Annotated in this window: 14 protein-coding genes; 12 read left to right on the top strand and 2 right to left on the bottom strand. The window is 63.6% G+C overall.

What is annotated here, in order from left to right:
- Window positions 1-22: 22 nt before the first annotated feature.
- The 7 genes from AC1DVV_RS04945 (at window position 23) to AC1DVV_RS04915 (ending at window position 13,190) form a co-directional block, all read left to right on the top strand.
- A complete protein-coding gene (locus AC1DVV_RS04945; RefSeq protein ID WP_457278705.1) occupies window positions 23-502 on the top strand; it encodes a TRAP transporter small permease in 480 nt (159 codons plus the stop codon).
- Window positions 499-1,797: a TRAP transporter large permease gene (locus tag AC1DVV_RS04940; RefSeq protein ID WP_477667197.1), complete on the top strand. Its 1,299-nt coding sequence runs from the start codon at window positions 499-501 to the stop codon at window positions 1,795-1,797. Before AC1DVV_RS04945 ends, AC1DVV_RS04940 begins: the two co-directional genes overlap by 4 nt.
- Complete coding sequence (locus tag AC1DVV_RS04935; RefSeq protein ID WP_477667196.1) at window positions 1,798-2,727, top strand: ribokinase; 930 nt, start codon at window positions 1,798-1,800, stop codon at window positions 2,725-2,727. It abuts the gene before it with no gap.
- A 308-nt stretch (window positions 2,728-3,035) separates the two neighbouring features.
- Window positions 3,036-4,604, top strand: a complete 1,569-nt coding sequence (locus AC1DVV_RS04930; protein ID WP_477702120.1) for an efflux RND transporter periplasmic adaptor subunit — start codon at window positions 3,036-3,038, stop codon at window positions 4,602-4,604.
- 78 nt (window positions 4,605-4,682) lie between these two features.
- The gene (locus AC1DVV_RS04925; RefSeq protein ID WP_457278709.1) at window positions 4,683-7,787 is read left to right on the top strand and encodes an efflux RND transporter permease subunit; all 3,105 of its coding nucleotides are present in this window, start codon (window positions 4,683-4,685) and stop codon (window positions 7,785-7,787) included.
- Window positions 7,788-8,457: 670 nt separating this feature from the next.
- The gene (locus AC1DVV_RS04920) at window positions 8,458-11,730 is read left to right on the top strand and encodes an efflux RND transporter permease subunit (protein ID WP_457278710.1); all 3,273 of its coding nucleotides are present in this window, start codon (window positions 8,458-8,460) and stop codon (window positions 11,728-11,730) included.
- Between the two features lie 11 nt (window positions 11,731-11,741).
- Window positions 11,742-13,190 (top strand): efflux transporter outer membrane subunit, encoded by a 1,449-nt coding sequence (locus tag AC1DVV_RS04915; RefSeq protein WP_457278711.1) that lies wholly within the window; start codon window positions 11,742-11,744, stop codon window positions 13,188-13,190.
- 48 nt (window positions 13,191-13,238) lie between these two features.
- Here the strand turns inward: AC1DVV_RS04915 and AC1DVV_RS04910 are convergent, their stop codons facing one another.
- Both AC1DVV_RS04910 and AC1DVV_RS04905 read right to left on the bottom strand, forming a co-directional pair.
- Window positions 13,239-13,724, bottom strand: a complete 486-nt coding sequence (locus tag AC1DVV_RS04910) for a hemerythrin domain-containing protein (protein WP_457278712.1) — start codon at window positions 13,722-13,724, stop codon at window positions 13,239-13,241.
- A 224-nt stretch (window positions 13,725-13,948) separates the two neighbouring features.
- The gene (locus AC1DVV_RS04905; RefSeq protein WP_457278713.1) at window positions 13,949-14,881 is read right to left on the bottom strand and encodes a LysR family transcriptional regulator; all 933 of its coding nucleotides are present in this window, start codon (window positions 14,879-14,881) and stop codon (window positions 13,949-13,951) included.
- Window positions 14,882-15,025: 144 nt separating this feature from the next.
- Between AC1DVV_RS04905 and AC1DVV_RS04900 the strand changes: the two genes are divergently transcribed.
- The 5 genes from AC1DVV_RS04900 to AC1DVV_RS04880 all read left to right on the top strand — a co-directional run bounded on the left by AC1DVV_RS04900 (window position 15,026) and on the right by AC1DVV_RS04880 (window position 20,283).
- Window positions 15,026-16,003, top strand: coding sequence for a Bug family tripartite tricarboxylate transporter substrate binding protein (locus AC1DVV_RS04900; protein WP_457278714.1), 978 nt, complete (start codon window positions 15,026-15,028; stop codon window positions 16,001-16,003).
- A 31-nt stretch (window positions 16,004-16,034) separates the two neighbouring features.
- On the top strand, window positions 16,035-17,078 hold the full coding sequence (locus AC1DVV_RS04895; protein WP_457278715.1) for a 4-hydroxythreonine-4-phosphate dehydrogenase PdxA: 1,044 nt from the start codon (window positions 16,035-16,037) through the stop codon (window positions 17,076-17,078).
- Between the two features lie 73 nt (window positions 17,079-17,151).
- A complete protein-coding gene (locus AC1DVV_RS04890) occupies window positions 17,152-18,324 on the top strand; it encodes an L-rhamnonate dehydratase (protein ID WP_457278716.1) in 1,173 nt (390 codons plus the stop codon).
- Window positions 18,325-18,329: 5 nt separating this feature from the next.
- Entirely contained in the window at window positions 18,330-19,247 is a 918-nt protein-coding gene (locus AC1DVV_RS04885) for a dihydrodipicolinate synthase family protein (RefSeq protein ID WP_477702121.1), read from the top strand.
- 91 nt (window positions 19,248-19,338) lie between these two features.
- Window positions 19,339-20,283, top strand: coding sequence for a YncE family protein (locus AC1DVV_RS04880; protein WP_477667188.1), 945 nt, complete (start codon window positions 19,339-19,341; stop codon window positions 20,281-20,283).
- The last annotated feature ends 29 nt before the right edge of the window (window positions 20,284-20,312 follow it).

The raw sequence follows: 20,312 nt of genomic DNA, 5'->3' as shown, positions 1-20,312 counted from the left end.
GCAGAGTTCCCTGAAAACAACCATGAAAAGCTGGCTCCAAAAAACCGCCAATCTGATTGGCGGCGGACTCTTCCTGACCCTGTTCATCGTGTTCGTGATCCAGATCACGGCGCGGTTTTTCTTCAACAAGCCGCTGGCCTGGACGGATGAGGCAGCCGTGATCCTCTATGTCTGGGTCATCCTGTGGGCGGCCGCCGTGGTGGTACCCGAGCGCGAGCACGTGGTGTTCGACCTGGTCTGGAACAACATGCCCTACCGTGGCCGACAGGCCATGGCGATTACCGGCAACCTGATCGTGGGTGGCCTGGCGGCCTGGGGCATTCCGGGCTGCTGGGACTATGTGCATTTCATGGCTCGCGAAGGAACGCCCGTGCTGGGCGTGTCTTTCCAATGGGTTTTCATGCCTTTTGTGCTGCTGCTTGCTGCTCTGGCGGTGCGCTCGGCCTGGGCGATCTGGAACGCGATCCGGGGCAAGGGTCTTGAAGCGGAGCTGCGGATATGACAAGCGCTATCTGGGTATTGGTTGGGGTACTGGCGGGCGGCATGCTGCTGCGCATGCCCATCGGTTTTTCGATGATCGCGGCGGGCATCGGCTACCTCGTGGTCAAGGGACAGGACATCGGCCTGGTGGCCGAGCAAATCGGCAACGGCCTTTACAACAGCTACGTGCTGCTGGCGGTGCCGCTTTTTGTGTTCGCCGCCAACATCATGAACGCGGGCACGGTCAGTGAACGGATTTTTGACTTCTGCCGCATCCTGGTGGGCCGCTTTCGCGGCGGCCTGGCGCAGGTGGACATTTTGGTCAGCGTGATTTTCTCGGGCATGAGCGGCAGTGCAATCGCCGACGCGGCCGGTCCCGGCCTGGTCACGATTCGCCAGATGCTGAAAAAACCGGAATACACGCGCGGCTTTGCCGGCGCGGTGGTGGTGGCCAGCGCCACGCTGGGCCCCATCATCCCGCCGTCGATCCCCATGGTGATTTACGCGCTGGTGTCGGGCGCTTCGGTCGGCGCGCTCTTCCTGGGCGGCGTGGTGCCGGGCTTCCTGATGGCCGGGCTGATGATGGGCGTGGTCGCGGTCATCGCGAAAAAGCGCAACATGCCACGCGACGAACCTGTGCCACGCTCGGAATGGGCCGGCCTGATCTTCCGTGGTGCGCTGCCGTTGTCCATGCCCATCGTGCTGCTGGGCGGCATTTACTCCGGCATCTTCACGCCGACCGAAGCCGCCGCCGTGGCCGCGCTGCATGCATTGATCCTGGCGGCGCTGGTGTTCCGCGCATTGACGTGGCGCAGCTTCTGGGTCGTGGTCATGGAATCCACACGCGCCAGCGCGGTGATCACCATGATCCTGGCCGGCTCCTTCATGCTCAACTACGCCTTCACCGCCGAAGGCGTGCCGCAGGCCATGGCCGCGTGGGTCGACAGCATGCATTTTTCACAGATCGGCTTTTTGCTGATGGTGAACGTCATGTTCCTGGTGCTGGGCTGCTTCCTCGATGTGTCAGTGCTGCTGCTGGTGTTTGTGCCCATGCTGCTGCCGGCGGCCAAGCTGCTGGGCGTCGACCTGGTGCACTTCGGCGTGCTGGTCGTGCTCAACATGATGATCGGGCTGATCCACCCACCTTTCGGCATGCTGCTGTTCGTGACGAAAGCCCTTACCGGCATTCCCATCGGCGAAATGATGAAGGAAGGCTGGCCTTTCCTCGTCATGCTTCTGCTGTTGTTGCTGGCCATGACGTGCTTTCCCCAAATCGTTCTGTGGCTACCGCAAACCATGGGTTATGGAGCCAAATAAATGAGCGCCAGGGCTGACGAAGACGCCGATGTCGTTTGCGTTGCCAGCTGGAACGCTGACCTTATCTCCCGCGTCGAGCGGCCCATCGCGCGCGGTGAAACGCTGATGGCCACCGATTTCAGCATCAGCCCGGGCGGCAAGGGCAGCAATGCGGCAGTGGCCGCTGCCCGACAGGGCGCGCGCGTGGCACTGATCGCACGCATCGGGAACGACGACTTCGGGCGCATGGGGATGAAGCTTTGGCAGGACGAAGGCATAGCCACCACACACGTCGAACAGGTAGCCGGTGAGCGCAGCGGTGTTGCGCAAATTCTCGTCTACGAGGACGGCGACAACAGCATTGCGGTGTATCCCGGTGCCGGCAAAGGCCTGGCCGCGCGGCATGCGCAGGCCGCGCAGCAGGTGCTGGGCGCTTGCCGCGTCGTGATGGCTTCGTGCGAGGTGCCTGCAGACGCCACGCTGGAGGCGTTTCGCCTGGCCCGCGGGGCAGGCGCCATCACCATACTGAACCCCGCACCTGCTCGCCCCCTGTCAGACGAGCTTCTGGCGCTGGTCGATGTGCTCACGCCCAATGAACATGAACTCTACCTGCTGGCCGGTGCAGCGCCTGCCGGTTCGGTGGACGACGCTGCCCTGCGGTTGCTCAACCGCGGTACACGCGCCGTGCTCGTCACGCTGGGCGCTGACGGCTGCCGGCTCTTCCAGGCCGGCAAGCCGCCCGTTTCACTGCCGGGCCGCCCCATGGCAGTGCGCGACACCATAGGCGCGGGCGATACCTTCACCGGCGCGCTGGCCGCTGCGCTGGCGCGCGGAGAACCGCTGTCTGTTGCCATGCAGTGGGGCAACGCGGCTGCCGCGTTGTCCGTTACGCGGCACGGCGCCATCGACGGCATGCCGTCCTCCGCAGAAACCGCGGCGTTGCTTGCGTAGTCGTTGTTATTAAAAAAATGGCTGTAGCCCAATGAAAACGGGCGCAAGCAGCTATTAAAACAATAGCGACAGGCCAATTCAGCTCGACTTCCTGTTGTTGCCCGCAACCGTGTAGGCCAATCGCCGCTTTACCGGATATTTACGCGCCTCTTTCAGGCGCTTTATCTGCGCCCCCAGGGCTTGCAGTGATAATTATTGTGCGCCGTCAGGTGGACCCGAGGGCTTTGGCTGCCGGCGCATGAATCACCATCAAACACAAAAAAATGCTGCGCCGGCCCGTCTGGCGTAGCGGGCACCAAGGACAGCTGATGGACCCGAAAGCCGAGACGCCGGAAAGCGGCGCCCCTACCCCATCCCGTAAACGACTGAGCCGCCGCGCGTCCATCATCGGCAGCGTGATCGCCGTGCTGGCACTGGCCGGCACCGGCTGGCTGGCCTGGCACCTCACCCATCCCTCCACAGACACTCCAACCGGCGGCGGCCCAGGCGGTCCTGGCGGAGCCTTCAGGCGCGGCGCACCGGCCACCACGGTAGGCGTCGCCACCGCCGAGAAGGCCAGCATCCCGATCGTCCTGGAAGCCCTGGGCACCGTCACTCCCCAGGCCACGGTCAGGGTGCGGCCACAGGTTTCCGGCGTGATGGAAAAGGTTTTGTTCAAGGAAGGCCAGATGGTCAAGGCTGGTGAACTACTGGCCACCATCGACCCGCGCCAGTTTGAGATGGCTCTGATGCAGGCCGTGGGCCAGCGCCAGCGCGACGAGGCCCAGCTGGACAGCGCCCGCGTCACCCTGCAGCGCTTCAAGACCCTGCTCGAGCAGGACTCGATTGCACGGCAGGAAGTCGACACGCAGGCCGCACTGGTCAAGCAGCTGGAAGGCACAGTCGTCATCGACAAGGCCAACGAAGGCACAGCGCGGCTCAACCTGGGCTACACCCGCGTGGTGGCACCCGTCAGCGGGCGCGTGGGCCTGCGCACTGTGGACGTCGGCAATGTGGTGAGCAACAGCGACGCCAACGGCATTGCGCTGATTACCCAGGTCAGCCCGATTGACGTGGTCTTCTCCGTCCCGCAGGACCGGGCGGGCGAGCTGCAGCAAAACGCCGCTGGAAGCACTGCCATGAAAGTCGTTGCGCTGGACCGCACGCGCACCGCCACACTCGATACCGGCGTTTTTGCCTCGCTCGATAACCAGGTGGACACCACCACTGGCACCGTCCGGGCCAAGGCGCGCTTTGCCAATAGCAAGCTCACGCTGTTCCCCAGCCAGTTCGTGAACGTGCAGCTGCAGGTCAAGACACTGGAAGACGCGGTGGTGGTGCCCGTCACCGCCGTACGCCTAGGCAGCACCGGCGACTACGTATATGTGCTGAACGCCGCCGACCGTACGGTGTCCCTGCGGCCGGTGCAGCGCGGCCAGGCCACAGCCGAAAAAATCGTGATCACCTCCGGGCTAAAGGCCGGCGAGCGCGTGATCACCGAAGGCGCCGACCGCCTGAAAGACGGCGCCAGTGTGGTGCTGCCGGGCGACGCACCCGGCGCCGGCATGGGCGGCAAACGCCGCGGCGCCAGTGCACCAGGCGGCGGCGCTTCCGCGGCCGGGCGCCAGCGCCCCGCATCCGACTCCGCCGGCAGCGCACCGGTAGCGGCACCTTCCACGCCGCCGGCAGCAGCACTGCAGCCCGGCGCTGCGCCGCCTTCCATCGCCGGCCCCACGGCCGAGCAGCGCCAGCGCATGCTCGACCAGGTCAAGGACGACCCGGTCGCGCTGGAACGCCGCAAGCGCTTCCTGGAGCAGATCGACAAGGGCGACCCGGAAGCCCTGGCGCGCTGGCAAGGCATGAAGGACCGCCGCCAGGGCGAACGGCCGGTGCAATGACCCGGGACTCTCACGAATGAGCCGCCGGGCCGTTCCCAAGGCAAATAGCATCGCAGTGCGAAGCACGAAGGTTATTGAATGAGCCCCTCACGCCCCTTTATCCTGCGCCCGGTAGCCACTTCGCTGCTGATGGTGGCCATCGTGCTGGCCGGCCTGGTGGGTTTCAAGTTTTTGCCGCTGTCGGCGTTGCCGCAGGTCGACTACCCCACCATCCAGGTGCAGACGCTGTATCCCGGCGCGAGCCCGGAAGTGATGGCGCAGACCGTGACAGCGCCGCTGGAACGCCAGTTCGGCCAGATGGCCGGCCTCTCGCGCATGAGCTCCACCAGCGCCGCTGGTGTCTCCATCGTCACGTTGCAGTTCGGCCTGGGCCTGGCGCTGGACGTCGCCGAGCAGCAGGTGCAGGCCGCCATTAACGCCGGCGGTTCCTTGTTGCCGGCTGACCTGCCCGCCCCGCCCGTCTATGCCAAGGTCAACCCGGCCGATGCCCCGGTGCTGACACTGGCCATCACCTCCGACACCATGCCGCTGACGGAGGTGCAGAACATCGTCAACACCCGGCTGGCCCTGAAGATCAGCCAGGTCAATGGCGTGGGGCTGGTGTCACTCAGTGGCGGGCAGCGTCCCGCAGTGCGCATCCAGGCCGACACGCGGGCGCTGGCTTCCTACGGCCTCGGGCTTGATTCACTGCGCACTGCGATCTCCGCAGCCAATGCCAACGGCGCCAAGGGCAGCATCGACGGACCCACGCGGTCCTATTCGATCAATTCCAACGACCAGCTGGTCGCCGCGGCCGACTACAAAAACCTCATCATTGCCTTTCGCAACGGCGCGGCGGTACGCGTGTCCGACGTGGCACAGGTGGTGGACAGCGCCGAGAACATCAAGCTGGGCGCATGGTCTGGTCTGAAACCAGCCATCATCCTCAATGTGCAGCGCCAGCCCGGCGCCAACGTCATTGCCACGGTGGATGCCATCAAGGCACGCCTGCCCGAACTGCAGGCCGGCCTGCCCACCTCCCTCAGGGTCGATGTTCTGAGCGATCGCACGACCGGCATACGCGCTTCGGTGATGCATGTGGAAATTGAACTGCTGCTGGCCGTGCTGCTGGTCGTGCTGGTGATCTTTGCTTTCCTGCACAGCCTGCGCGCCACCGTGATCGCCAGCCTTGCCGTGCCGATTTCACTCGTCGGCACCTGCGGCCTGATGTACCTGCTGGGCTACAGCCTCAACAACCTGAGCCTGATGGCGCTCACGATCGCCACCGGCTTTGTGGTGGACGACGCAATCGTGATGATCGAAAACATCTCGCGCTACATCGAGGAAGGTGAAGAGCCGATGGCTGCCGCCCTCAAGGGTGCGACGCAGATCGGGTTCACCATCATCTCGCTGACGGTGTCGCTGATCGCGGTTCTGATTCCGCTGCTGTTCATGGGCGATGTGGTCGGCCGGCTGTTCCGCGAGTTTGCCGTGACGCTGGCCATCACCATCCTGATCTCGGCCGTGGTGTCGCTCACCCTCGTTCCCATGATGTCGGCGAGATGGCTCAAGCACGTGCCGGAAACGGCGGGCGAAGGCCGCATGGCCCAGGCGGGCGCGCGGCTCCAGCTTTTTTTTGACGACGTGATCGCACGCTACGACGTGTGGCTCACCTGGGTGCTCAAACGCCAGGGCGCCACGCTGCTGGTGGCGCTGGCCACCCTGCTGCTCACGGTGTTGCTGTATGTACTGATCCCCAAGGGCCTGTTCCCGACGCAGGACACCGGCCAGCTGCAGGCTCGCGTGGAAACCGCACAGTCGGTGTCCTACGACCGCATGGCCGCGCTGCAGCAGGCCACGGCCAAGGCCATCCTGGAAGACCCCGACGTCGAGACGCTGAGCTCCTTCATTGGTGTGGATGCGGCCAACAACACCATGCTGCATACCGGCCGCATGCTGATCAACCTGAAAAAAGAGCGCACCGGCAGCCAGCAGGAAACCATGGACCGGCTGCAGCGGCGAGCCGCCGCGGTAGCCGGGGTTACTCTGTACCTTCAACCCACGCAAGACCTGACCATCGACGCTGAAACCGGGCCCACGCAGTTCCGCGTATCGCTCGAAGGCTCGAACAACGCCACCGTAGTGGAATGGGCCAACAAACTCACGCAGCGCATGCGGCAGCTCGAAAGCCTGCGCAACGTGTCGTCCGATGCAGGCTCCAGCGGCGCAGGGGCCTACATCACGGTAGACCGCGATACCGCGTCGCGCCTGGCCGTCACGACCTCGTCCATTGACGACGCGCTTTACAGCGCATTCGGCCAGCGCATTGTCTCGACCATCTTCACCGAGACCAACCAGTACCGCGTGATCCTCGAAGCCATGCCCGACTCCTTGCGCACGCCCGCATCGCTGGGCAGCCTGCAACTCAAAACCGGCTCCGGCACGCCAACACCGCTGTCGGCCATTGCCACCATCACGGAGCAAGCGGCCCCGCTGCAGGTTACCCGCGTGGCCCAGTACCCGGCCACCACACTGGGTTTTGACACGGCGCCCGGCGTCTCGCTGGGCAAGGCGGTCGACGAGATCCGGGAGGCCGCCAAAGACATCGCCATGCCAGCCAGCGTGACCATGACCTTTCTGGGCGCGGCGGGCGCCTACCAGGCCTCGCTGTCCAACCAGCTCTGGCTCATCCTGGCGGCCGTGATCTGCGTCTACATCGTGCTGGGTGTGCTGTATGAAAGCTACATCCACCCGCTGACGATCCTCTCGACCCTGCCCTCCGCCGGCGTGGGCGCGCTGCTGGCGCTGATGATCAGCGGGTCAGGCCTCGGGGTGATCGGCATCATCGGCATCATCCTGCTGATCGGCATCGTGAAGAAGAACGCCATCATGATGATTGACTTCGCGATCGACGCCGAACGCAACCAGGACAAGTCACCGCAGGACGCCATCCACCAGGCCGCGCTGCTGCGCTTTCGGCCCATCCTGATGACGACGCTGGCGGCGCTGTTTGCTGCCGTGCCCTTGATGCTGGGCTTCGGCGAAGGCGCTGAATTGCGGAGGCCTCTGGGGTTGGCGATTTTTGGCGGGCTGATTGTGAGTCAGGTGCTCACGCTGTTTACGACGCCGGTGATTTATTTGGCGTTTGACCGGTTGGGGCGGAGGTTTCGGGGGAAAGGGAAAGAGAAGGAGGTTTCCGCGTGAGGCCTGTTGCTCTTTCGTTCTTTCGGGGTGTGCTTTGTCCCGGGGCCGGGGTTGCCGGCGGCAACTCACTTTCTTTTGCTTCGCCAAAAGAAAGTAAGCAAAGAAAAGGCGACCCTGGTTCCTGCGTCCCCTGCGCTTCGCTCCGGGGCAACCTGCGGTACTCGGTCCAGCCGGGGTCAAAAACAACTCGCCTTCGGCTCAAACAAGTTTTTGCCCTGATCCGTCTGGCCCTGCGCTCCTCGGCGCATCCACAAGGGGGTGGAAACAGAAATACCGAACAGCCCACTGCCGAATGCCGGAATCCGAACACCAGAAGAAACAAGGACACGCCATGGCGTGTCCTTGTTGGTATTTGTCTTCGGTCCCCGTTCCCGATCGCCCCTTCTGTATGCGCCGAGGAGCGCAGGGTCAGGCGGATCAGGGATCGCGATTGTCTGAGCCGAAGGCGAGTTCGAGCGAGACCCCGCCTGGACCGAGCACCGCAGGTTGCCCGTAGCGAAGCGGAGGGACGCAGACAGCAGGGTCGCCTTTTCTTTTGCTTACTTTTCTTTTGGCGAAGCAAAAGAAAAGTGAGTAGCCGCCGGGCTACCCCCGGCCAGCTACCCTCAGCAAAAATTCCCGCCGTTCGAACAAAAGTCACCTTCGTCACGGCCAGCGTGGGAGCCACGCCATGAACCTCTCCGAACCGTTCGTCCGCCGCCCGGTAGCCACAGTCCTCCTCACCATAGGCCTGGCCTTGGCGGGCATCGCCGCATTCTTCGTCTTGCCGGTCTCACCGCTGCCGCAAGTCGATTTCCCGGTGATCTCGGTCAGCGCCTCGTTGCCGGGGGCCAGTCCCTCCACCATGGCCAGCAGTGTGGCGACGCCGCTGGAGCGGCGCCTCGGCGTGATCGCGGGCGTCAATGAGATGACGTCCAACAGCAGCAACGGCTCAACCCGTGTCAGCCTGCAGTTTGACCTGAACCGCAAGATCGACGCGGCAGCGCGCGAGGTGCAGGCCGCCATCAACGCCTCGCGCGCCGACCTCCCTGCCACACTGCGCAGCAACCCGACCTACCGCAAAGCCAACCCGGCTTCGGCGCCGGTCATCATCCTGGCGCTCACGTCAAAGACTCGCTCACCGGGCCAGATCTATGACGAGGTCTCCAACCTCGTGCAGCAAAAAATCGCCCAGGTACCCGGGGTCGGCGACGTGGAGCTTGGCGGCGGCTCGTTGCCGGCGGTGCGCGTGGAACTGCTGCCGTTTGCACTCAACCGCTATGGTGTCGCCATGGAAGACGTGCGTGCAGCCCTGCAGGCATCGAACGCCAACCGGCCCAAGGGTGCGATCGAAGGCAACGGCCAGCGCTTCCAGATTTACTCAGGCTCCAACACCGCCAGCGGCGGGCTCAAGGCCGCCGACTACCGCAATCTCGTCGTAGCCTGGCGCAACAACGCCGCCATCCGGCTGCAGGACGTGGCCGAGGTACAGGACGGCGTGGAAAACATCAACACGCTCGGCCTTTTCAACGGCGAGCCGGCGGTGATCGTGCTGGTCACGCGCCAGCCCGATGCCAATGTGATTGCCACTGTCGACGGCGTGCGCGCCCTGATTCCCGAGCTGCAGGCCGCCCTGCCGCAGGACGTGCAGTTGCAGGTGGCATCCGATAGCACCAACTCCATCCGTGCCTCGCTGCACGAGATCGAAGTCACGCTGCTGATTTCCATCGTGCTGGTGGTGCTGGTGGTCAGTGCATTCCTGCGCAGCGCCCGTGCCACCATCATCCCGGCCGTGGCCACTGTCGTCTCCTTGCTGGGCACCTTCGGCGTGATGTACCTGCTGGGCTTTTCACTCAACAACCTGAGCCTGATGGCACTCACCGTGGCCACCGGCTTCGTGGTGGACGACGCCATCGTGGTTCTGGAAAACACCAGCCGACACATCGAGGCCGGCATGGACCGCTTCAAGGCCGCGTTGCTGGGTGCGCGCGAGGTCGGCTTCACCGTGCTGTCGATCAGCCTGTCGCTGGTGGCCGTCTTTATCCCGCTGCTCTTCATGGGCGGGCAGGTAGGCCGGCTGTTCCGCGAATTCGCAGTCACGCTGTCTGCTGCGGTGATGATTTCGCTGGTCATCTCGCTGACCACCACACCCATGATGTGCGCCTGGCTTCTGAGGCCCGACGCGCACGAGAAGAAGACCGGACGTTTTGCTTTTATGGCGCGCTGGTTCGAGCGTGCCTTCAACCGCGTGCACCGCAGCTACGAAGTGAGTCTGGACTGGGCCCTGCACAGCAAACTGCTGGTGATGCTGATTTTGCTGGCGGTGGTCGGGCTCAACGGGTTTCTCTTCGTCAAAGCGCCCAAGGGCTTCTTTCCGCAACAGGACACCGGGCAGATCAACGGCGGCCTGCGCGCCGACCGCAGCATTTCGTTCCAGGCGCTGCAGGGCAAGCTCAAGCAGCTGGTCGACATCATCCGCGCCGACCCGGCCGTGGACACGGTGGTGGGCTTTACCGGTGGTTCCCGTGCGGGCGGAGGCTTCATGTTCATCAACCTCAAGCCGGTGGGGCAACGCGACGTAGCCGGCCAGGCCGTGATTGCGAGGCTGCGCCCGCAGCTGGCACGGGTGACCGGGGTCAGCCTTTTCCTGAACCCCGTGCAGGACCTGCGCGGAGGTGGCCGCCAGACCAACTCGACCTACCAGTACACGCTCAAAAGCGACAACGCGGCCGACTTGCGCGTATGGGCCACACGCCTGGCAGACCAGATGAAACTGCAGCCCGCCCTGACCGACGTGGACACCGACCAGCAGGAAAACGGCGTGGAAACCATGGTCACCGTGGACAAGGAAAGCGCGGCACGCCTGGGCATCAGCTCACGCGATGTGGACAACGCACTCTATGACGGCTTCGGCCAGCGCCAGGTGGCCACGATATACGCCGAGCTCAACCAGTACCACGTGATCATGGAAGTGGCGCCGCGCTACACCCGCAGCCCCGAGTCGCTGAAAGATATTTACGTACCGGCCAAGGGGGCTGGAGGCAGCACAGCCAACAGCACCGGCACCCAGGCTGCAACCACGGTGGCCACCGCCACCTCTGTGGCCAATCCATCCCTGCGTGACTCTTCGTCGGGCCAGGTCCTGAGCGCCTCGGCCAGCACGATGGTGCCCCTGTCGGCCATCGCCACCTTCAGCGAAAACCCCACCGCCGCTTCGGTCAGCCACGAAGACGGCGAGCTTTCCACTACGGTTTCCTACAACCTCGCCGATGGCAGCACGCTGAGCGACGGCCAGGCCGCGGTGCACCAGGCGGAAGCCGACATCCGGCTGCCCAACAACGTGCGCGGCAGTTTTTCCGGCACGGCGCTCAATGCGCAGCAATCGCAAAACGAGCAGCCCCTCCTGATCCTCGCGGCGCTGGTGGTGATCTACATTGTGCTGGGCATCCTGTACGAAAGCCTGGTGCACCCCATCACGGTGTTGTCCACCCTGCCCTCGGCCGGTGTGGGCGCTGTGCTGGCCTTGCTGCTGTTCAAGCTGGATTTTTCCATCATCGCGCTGATCGGGCTGTTCCTGCTGATCGGCATCGTCAAGAAGAACGCCATCCTGATCATCGACTTCGCCCTGGAAGCCGAGCGGGCTCGTGGCCTTTCCGCGATTGAGGCTGTGCGCGAAGCCTGCCTGCTGCGCTTTCGCCCCATCCTGATGACCACGCTGGCCGCCATTCTGGGCGCGCTGCCGCTGGCCATCGGCTTCGGCGAAGGCGCCGAGCTGCGCCGACCGCTGGGCATCGCCATCATCGGCGGCCTGATCGCCAGCCAGCTGCTGACATTGCTCACCACACCGGTGGTCTATGTGCTGATGGACAAGCTGCGCCGGCGCAGTCCTTCCGAGCGCCAACTCAGCCGTCACCCGGACGAGTCCGATGCGCCGCCGCCCGGCGCCCCGCTCCAACTGCAATGACTGACAACGCCATGAAACACTTTTCCGACACTCACCCCGCATACCGTTCACGCTTTCAGCTTCGCCTGCTGTGCGCTGCGCTGGTGCTTGCCGTTGGCGGCTGCGCGGTCGGCCCCGACTACCAGCGCCCGGCCACGGTCGACGTGAGCACCTACAAGGAAGCGCAAGGCTGGGTCGCGGCAATGCCCGCCGATACGTTGGAGCGCGGCCCGTGGTGGTCACTCTTCAAGGACCCGGTACTGGACCAGCTGGCATCGCGTGTGGAAGTGTCCAACCAGAACGTGGCGGTGGCTGTTGCCGCCTACGCGCAGGCGCGCGCCCTGGTGCGCGAGCAACGGGCATCGCTGTTCCCGACGGTTTCGCTGGATGGCAGCGCCAGCCGCTCGGGCAGCAGTAGCAGCAGCACGACGGGCAACAATGTCGGTGGCCGCGTGGGCAACAACTACCAGCTCAGCATTGGCGGCAGCTGGGAACCCGATGTATGGGGCCGCCTGGGCCGCACCGTGGACGGCGCGAAAGCCAGCGAACAGGCAAGCGCCGCCGACCTGGCTTCGGCCAAACTGTCGGCGCAGGGTGAACTGGCGACCAATTATTTGTCCTTGCGCCAGACAGACGCACAAAAGGCGCTGCTCAAGGACACGATTGACGGCTACAAGCGCGCGCTGGACATCACGCAGAACCGCTACAACGCCGGCATTGCCGCCAAAACCGATGTGCTGCAGGCGCAAACACAGCTGGCCAACGCGCAGGCCGACGACGCCGGCCTGGTGCGCCAGCGCGCCCAGCTGGAGCACGCCATCGCGGTGCTGGTCGGCGAAGCACCTGGCAATTTTTCGATTGCCCCTGTGGCCTGGAACCCTTCAGTGCCTGACGTGCCGGTCGGCATACCGTCCGAGCTGCTGCAGCGCCGCCCCGACATTGCCGCCGCCGAACGCCGCGTGGCCTCTGCCAATGAACAGATCGGCATCGCCAAGAGTGCTTATTACCCCAGCCTGTCGCTGAGCGCATCGGCCGGCCAGGGCGCCAGCCGGGTGGCGGACCTCTTCAAGGCTTCCAGCAGCGTCTGGTCCATCGGCATCTCGGCCGCGCAAGTCCTCTTCAATGCGGGAGCCACCGGCGCACGCGTGGAAGGCGCCGAGGCATCCCACCAGCAGGCAGTGGCGCGCTACCGCCAGGCCGTGCTGGCCGCCTTCCAGGACGTGGAAGACCAGCTGTCGGCTACACGCGTGCTGCTGACCCAGCAGGAACTGCGCCGCCAGGCGTCACAGGCCGCCGACCAGGTCGAGCAGCAGGTGCTCAACCGCTACCGTAGCGGCCAGGTGAGCTACACCGAAGTCATCACCGCCCAGGCCACCGCGCTGAGCGCGCGCCGCGCACTGGTGCAAGCCATGGCCGACCGCCAGACCACGGCGGTGGCGCTGATTCAGTCGCTGGGCGGGGGTTGGCAAACGGGGCAATAAATTGCATGACCCAGCGGACCCAACAGCGTGCCGCGTTTATGCGGTGTGTTAAAGCGCCTGGCCATCAGAACAGCTCAGGCCACCGCAACCGTGTATGGTGTCCCTGGGCAAAGCTTGCGGCATGCTCACCACTCCCGTTAGCGGGTCGTAGCCAATACCGCGCAGATGCAGGGCCAGCGCGGCATCCATGGTCTGCGCATGCTGCGGAAACCACAGAGCGAGCTCCCTTGCCATATGGCGCAAAGACGTGAAATCCCCGGCCTGGGCCATGAGCAAGCCTTCTCGCATGACCTGCAGCACCACCTTGTGCTGCACAGTGTGGCAATTGGAGGATGAAAACCGCGTGTCCAGCATCCACCGGTCTTCGCGGCTGAAGTGCTCATCGGTGTGGTCCACCAGCGCTCGCCAGTGGCCCGGCAACGCATCGTCCGCCGCGTTTTCTGCCAGCGCAAGCAACTCGACAAACTCCCGGTGAGTGTCATCCATCAGGGGGAGTCCGAGCACGAGGGCGTCTGACCATTGAAGATTCGGCATGTGTGCTTCCAATGTTGGCAATACGCCAAGCGTAAGCAATGGCACGGGGCAAAAGCTTGATCCAGGTCATGGAGTGTTCATCCATGACCACACACGCCGATTTCAATTTCTGTTCTTCGCCGGCATTGACGCATATCTCATAGCGGCCGGCGCTCACTCCGTGGACCAAGGCCCGCAATTTTCAGGAAATTTCTCCGCAGCGGATTGCCATCGGCCTCCGGCGGCTATTTCTGGTGCAGCGCCGCCAGGAAAAACCGTGCCGCGTCGCTCATCGGCCTGTCCTTGCGGGTGATGGAGCCAAACGCTTCCATCTTGTGCTGGATGAAGCAGGGCAGGATCTTGAGCAGGCCATGCCGGGCGTAGTTCTCGGCAATCGACTGCGGCATGACGCCCACCATGTCGGTTTCGGCAATCAGGTTGGTCGTCGTGAGGATGGACGCGGTTTCGATCAGGCCCTTGGGCGTGGGCGCCTGCAACATGCGGAACTCCTGCTCCAGCACCTCACGCATCGGGCTGCCTTTGGGCTGCAATATCCATGGGTAGTCCAGCAGGCTGGCAAACTTCACCGCCTTTTTTTGCCCCAGCGGATGGTGCACGCCAGCCACCACGGCCAGCGCCTCATTTTCAAGCGGGGTGAAGGCGTAGTCAGCCCGGTGCTCGTCGCGAATGCGCCCGATGGCAACGTCAAGCACGCCTTCGCGCAGCAGCTCGAACAGCCGGTCGCTGGTGTCCAGCATGACATCGACCGACAGCAGCGGGTAAGCTTTTTTGAGCGCGATGATCGCGTGTGTCAACAAGTTTGGCGACGGCGCCATGATGCTGCCGACCGACACCCGACCGGAGCTGCCCAGCTGCAGCTCGGCCAGCTCACGGGTCATGGACTCGATGGAACCGCGCATGCCGCGGAAATAGCGCAATGCGCTGGCGCCGGCCGGCGTGAGCTTTTGCCCGCGCCCCACCCGCTCGAACAGGCGCTGGCCCAGCGCGGACTCCAGCTCCTGGATCATCTTGGTGGCGGCCGGCTGGGTCATGCCCAGTTCCGCAGAAGCTTTGCGCAAGGTACCGTGTTCACCCACGGCCAGGATGAGTGCGACCTGGCGCATGCGCAGACGGTTGAGCAGCTGGGGAATGGAGGAGCCAGGTGAAGTGTCGGGCATCGGCGGTCTTTCAGGGGGTCAATTCAATTGATCACCATAGGTTATCAAATAATCAGGTATTTTCAATTTACGTTAAGTGTTGCCATCCCTACCATCGAGGCATTCGTTCAAGCTTTCCCGCACAAAGACCCGGAGACAAAGACAATGCCCCGCCTGAAACCCTTTACATTCCTCCCGGCGCTGCTGGCGGCTGCCGCGATGGCCGCCGCCTTCCCCGCGCTGGCGCAAGACTGGCCCAGCAAGCCGGTACGCATCCTGGTGGGATCGGCCCCCGGCGGCGGCACCGACGCCATGGCCCGCGCGGTCGCAGACCGGCTGGGGCCCCTGCTCAAGCAGCCGGTGGTGGTCGAGAACCGCCCCGGCGCCTCCAACACGCTGGCGGCCGACCTGACGGCCAAGGCGACCGACGGCCATACCCTGCTGATGGGTGTTTCGACCGCGCATGCGATTGCCCCGCACCTGCTGAAACTCGGCTATGACAACAACAAGGACCTGGTGCCCGTGGTGTTTGTCGGCGCGGTGCCCAATGTGCTGGTGGTCAACAACGCCCTGCCGGTAGATTCGGTGCAGTCGCTCATCAAGCTGGCCAAATCAAAACCCGGCCAGCTCAACTACGCCACCAGCGGCTCGGGCAGCACGCAACACATCGCGGCCGAGCTCTTCAAGGACCAGGCCGGCGTTTTCATCACGCACATCCCCTATCGCGGCAGCGGCCCGGCGCTGATCGACCTCGTCGGCGGCCAGGTGCAGCTGAGCTTTGACACCATGCCCTCGGTGATCGGCCAGATCAAGAACGGACGCATCAAACCATTGGCGGTGGCCAGCGCGAAACGCAACCCGCAGCTTCCCAATGTGCCCACCATGGCCGAAGCCGGCGTGAAGGGTGTCGAGATGAGCGCCTGGTACGGCATCTACATGCCGGCAGCCACGCCCAAGGCGGTGCAGGAACGTGTCTACGCCGAGGTCACCAAGGTCCTGGCGATGCCGGAAACACAAGCCCGGCTGGGTGCGATCGGCGCGGACCTGACGCCCATGACGCAGGCGCAGTTCGCGCAATTTCATAATGACGAGAACAAGCGCTATGGTGACCTGATCGCCAAGAAAAACATCAAGCTGGACTGATTTTGATGATCCTGAACAAGGAAAAGATGACATGAGCAAGCAGCAGACAACAGAACCGGTGCCTGTCGTCGCACTGACACTGGGCGACGCGGCCGGCATAGGCCCCGAGCTGATTGCCCGGCTGCTGAGTCAGCCCGGCATCACGGCGGGCGCCAACATCGTGCTGGTGGGCGACGCCTGGCTCTGGCAACAAGGCCAGGCCACGGCCCAACAGGCGGTGGCAACGCAAGCCGTGAGCAGCTTGGCCGAAGTGCGCAACCGTGCCGACAGCAGCCTGCCCGCCTTCCTGGCCACAGACACGATTCAGCCAGCGCAAGTACAGCGCAGCCAGGCGCAAGCCGCCTGCGGCGCCGCAGTGCTGCAGGTACTCAACCTCTGCATGGACGGCGCCAAACGCGGCGAAGTCGACGCCATCTGCTTTGCCCCGCTGAACAAGCAGGCCATGAAGCTGGGCGGCCTGAAGCATGAAGACGAGCTGCACCACTTTGCCGAATACCTGGGCGTGACCGGCTACTTCTGCGAGTTCAATACCCTGGGCGACTTGTGGACCGCGCGTGTGTCTTCGCACATTCCGCTGAAAGACGCAGCGGCCATGCTCAGCAAGGAGCGCATCGTCGACGCGACCCGCTTGATTTACGCATCGCTCAAGGCCAGCGGCAACAACAGCCCAAAAGTAGCGGTGGCGGCGTTCAACCCACATGGTGGCGACGGCGGTGTCTGCGGCCGCGAAGAAATCGACATCATCGAACCGGCGGTGGCCGAACTGCGAGCCGGCGGCGTGCCGGTAGACGGCCCCTTCCCGGCCGACACCATCTTCCTGAAAGCGCAGGCCGGCCAGTACCAGGCCATCGTCACCATGTACCACGACCAGGGCCAGATCGCCATCAAGCTCATGGGCTTCAGCAAGGGCGTCACCGTGCAGGGTGGCCTGCCGGTGCCCATCACCACGCCGGCGCATGGCACAGCGTATGACATCGCCGGCCAGGGCGTGGCCGATGTCAACGCCACGCTCAACGCTTTTCGCATCGCCTGCCGCATGGGAGGACGCCTGGCGGCGCCTCCCCAAAGGGAGTAATACGGCTCACCCCACCCCAACCCTCCCCTTCCAGGGGAGGGCTCGAAAGATTCATCTCACACAGGACCTTTAAATGAAGATCAAATCAGTCCGCGCACGTGTATTCGAGTGGAAAGGCAAGACCGTTCCACCGCAAGGCAATTTCTGCTCCAACGCCATGGACCTCGTCTACTCAAAGACAGAGTCCATGAGCACCTTCCGCTTCCATTCGTGGACGGTGGTCGAGATCGAAACCGACGACGGCATCGTCGGCCTGGGCAACGTCGCGCTGGCGCCGCACATCGCCAAAGCCATCATCGACCAGTACCTCACGCCGCTGGTGCTGGGCCAGGACCCCTGGGACTACGAATACCTGTGGCAGCGCATGTACCGCAGCACCCACGCCTGGGGCCGCAAGGGCGTGACCATGGCCGCGATTTCGGCAGTCGACCTCGCCATCTGGGACATCCTGGGCAAGTCGGTCAACAAGCCGGTGTTCAAGCTGCTGGGCGGCCGCACCAAGGAAAAAATCCCCTGCTACTACTCCAAGCTCTACCGTACCGACATCAAGGCCATGCAGGACGAAGCGCAGAAATACCTGGACCAGGGTTTCACCATGTTCAAGTCGCGCTTTGGCTACGGCCCGGCGCACGGCACCAAGGGCGTAGCTGAAAACCTGAAAGCCGTCGAGGCGATCCGCGAAGTCATTGGTTACGACAACGACCTGATGATGGAGTGCTACATGGGCTGGAACCTGGAGTACGCCAAGCGCATGCTGCCCAAGCTGGAAAAATTTCAGCCGCGCTGGGTGGAAGAACCTGTCATTGCTGACGACATCGACGGTTATGCCGAGCTCAATCAGCTCACCAGCATCCCGATCTCAGGCGGCGAGCATGAATTCAGCCTTTATGGCTTCAAACAGCTGCTGGACAAGAAAGCCGTGTCGGTCGTGCAGTACGACACCAACCGTGTGGGCGGCATCACGGCGGCGCACAAGATCAACGCGTTGTGCGAGGCGTACAGCGTGCCGGTGATTCCGCACGCCGGGCAGATGCACAACTACCACCTGACCATGAGCACCCTCGCCTCGCCCATGAGCGAGTACTTTCCGATGTTCGACGTGGAAGTTGGCAACGAGCTGTTCTATTACATCTTTGACGGAGAACCGGTGGCGGAGAACGGCTTCCTGCAGCTCGATGACAACAAGCCCGGCCTGGGCCTGACGATGAAGACCGAGTTCCTCAAAGACTTCAACATCGTCGAATGATCGGCATGAAAGCAAGATACACGGGCGTGTTCCCGGTGGTTCCCACCACTTTCACTGATGCGGGCGAGCTCGATCTGGAAAGCCAGAAGCGCTGTGTTGATTTCATGATCGATGCGGGATCGACGGGCCTGTGCATCCTGGCCAATTTCTCGGAACAGTTTGTACTGTCCGATGACGAGCGGGAAGTCCTCACCGCGGCCATCCTCAAGCACGTAGCGGGCCGCGTGCCGGTGATTGTGACGACCACGCATTTCGGCACCCGGGTGTGCGCCGAACGCAGCCGCCGCGCGCAGGACCTGGGCGCGGCCATGGTCATGGTGATGCCGCCGTACCACGGTGCCACCATCCGCGTGACGGAAGAAAAGACTTATGAGTTCTTCGCCACGCTGTCGGCCGCCATTGACATTCCCATCATGGTCCAGGACGCACCTGTCAGCGGCACGACGCTGTCGGCAACCTTCCTGGCACGCATGGCCAAAGAGATCCGCAATGTGGCCTACTTCAAGATCGAAACGCCGGGTGCGGCCTCCAAGCTGCGCGAGTTGATTCGGCTGGGCGGCGACGCGATTGAGGGCCCGTGGGACGGCGAAGAAGCCATTACCCTGCTGCCCGACCTGGAAGCCGGCGCCACCGGTGCGATGACAGGTGGCGGCTACCCGGACGGCATTCGCAGGATCGTGGATGCATGGGTCGCCGGCAAGCGGGATGAAGCCATTGCCGAGTACACACGCTGGCTGCCGCTGATCAACTATGAAAACCGCCAGGGCGGCATCTTGACGGCCAAGGCCTTGATGAAGGAAGGAAGCGTGATCGCCTGTGAAGCGCCGCGCCATCCGTTTCCCGCCATGCACCCTGAGGTTCGCAAGGGGTTGATCGCCACCGCGCAGCGGCTGGACCCGCTGGTGCTACGCTGGGGCAGGTAAACGGCTTTGGCTGGCCCCTTCACGCGTTCTCTTTCTCTCTCTCTTTTTCTCTCTCTGTTTCCTTTCAGGCTCCCCCATCTTCAGGACAACCATGCCCCTTCGGGAAACACTCTTGCTGGTGCAGAAATGCGCCCATACCTTCAGCTTTTACGACCTGGCCACCGGCCAGACGGAAGAACACATCGTCTTGCCCAACTTTCCGCACGAGTTCACGGTAGACCCGGTGCGCCGGCTTGCTTACGTGGGCCACTACGGCATCGAAACCGCCAGCCATCTGGGAGACGCAGGTGGGCACTCGGTCTTTGTGATTGACCTGGACAAACGCGAGCATGTGGCCACCCTGAACCTTTGGCCGTATTACCGGCCGCATGGCTTAACAGTGGACGGCCAGGGCCGCCTGTTCGTGATGTCTGAGGCGCACAACGTGTTGCTGCGCTTTTCAGACCCGGCAAAGGTGCATGTACCGGACCTGGCTGTGTCTTCGGGCGGCTACAAGACGCACCTGTTTGCGCTGACGCAAGATGCACAGACAGCTTATGCACTGAACCTGCTGTCGAACACCGTCACCAAAATCAAGCCGAACGATCCGACCTTCACACCGGTCGCCATGATGCCCGGCCCGGTGCCCGAGGGCAATGTGCTGTCGGCTGACGAGTCGCTGCTGTACGTGGCCAACCGCGGAGACGACACCATCGTCGCGGTCGACACAGCCAGCATGAAAGTCGTAGCCTCAGGCAAGACACGGCGCGACCCCAACCGGGTCTACCGCTTCCAGGGCGCGCAAGGCCAGGACCTGCTGCTCACCACCAACTCGGGCGAGCATTCGCTGTCGATATTCGGCCTGGACCTGCAGGAGCAGCGCTGCTTTGCCTTGCCCAGCAACCCGCTGGCCTTGTCGTTTCACCCGGTGGACCGGGCGGTCTACATCTCGTTTCAGGACGAGACGGTGCGCCGCCTCAATCTGGACAGCTTTGCGTTCGAGCAGGAAATCAGGACGCTGCGTGAGCCTGATTCGTCCTACGTCTGGCGGCATTGATTCAGCAAGGTCTGTATCCACTCCCGGTT

It is taken from the genome of Polaromonas sp. P3_B4 (assembly GCF_056402835.1).
Note: the sequence above shows the minus strand (reverse complement) of the source record. Positions and strands in the feature narration are given on the sequence as shown.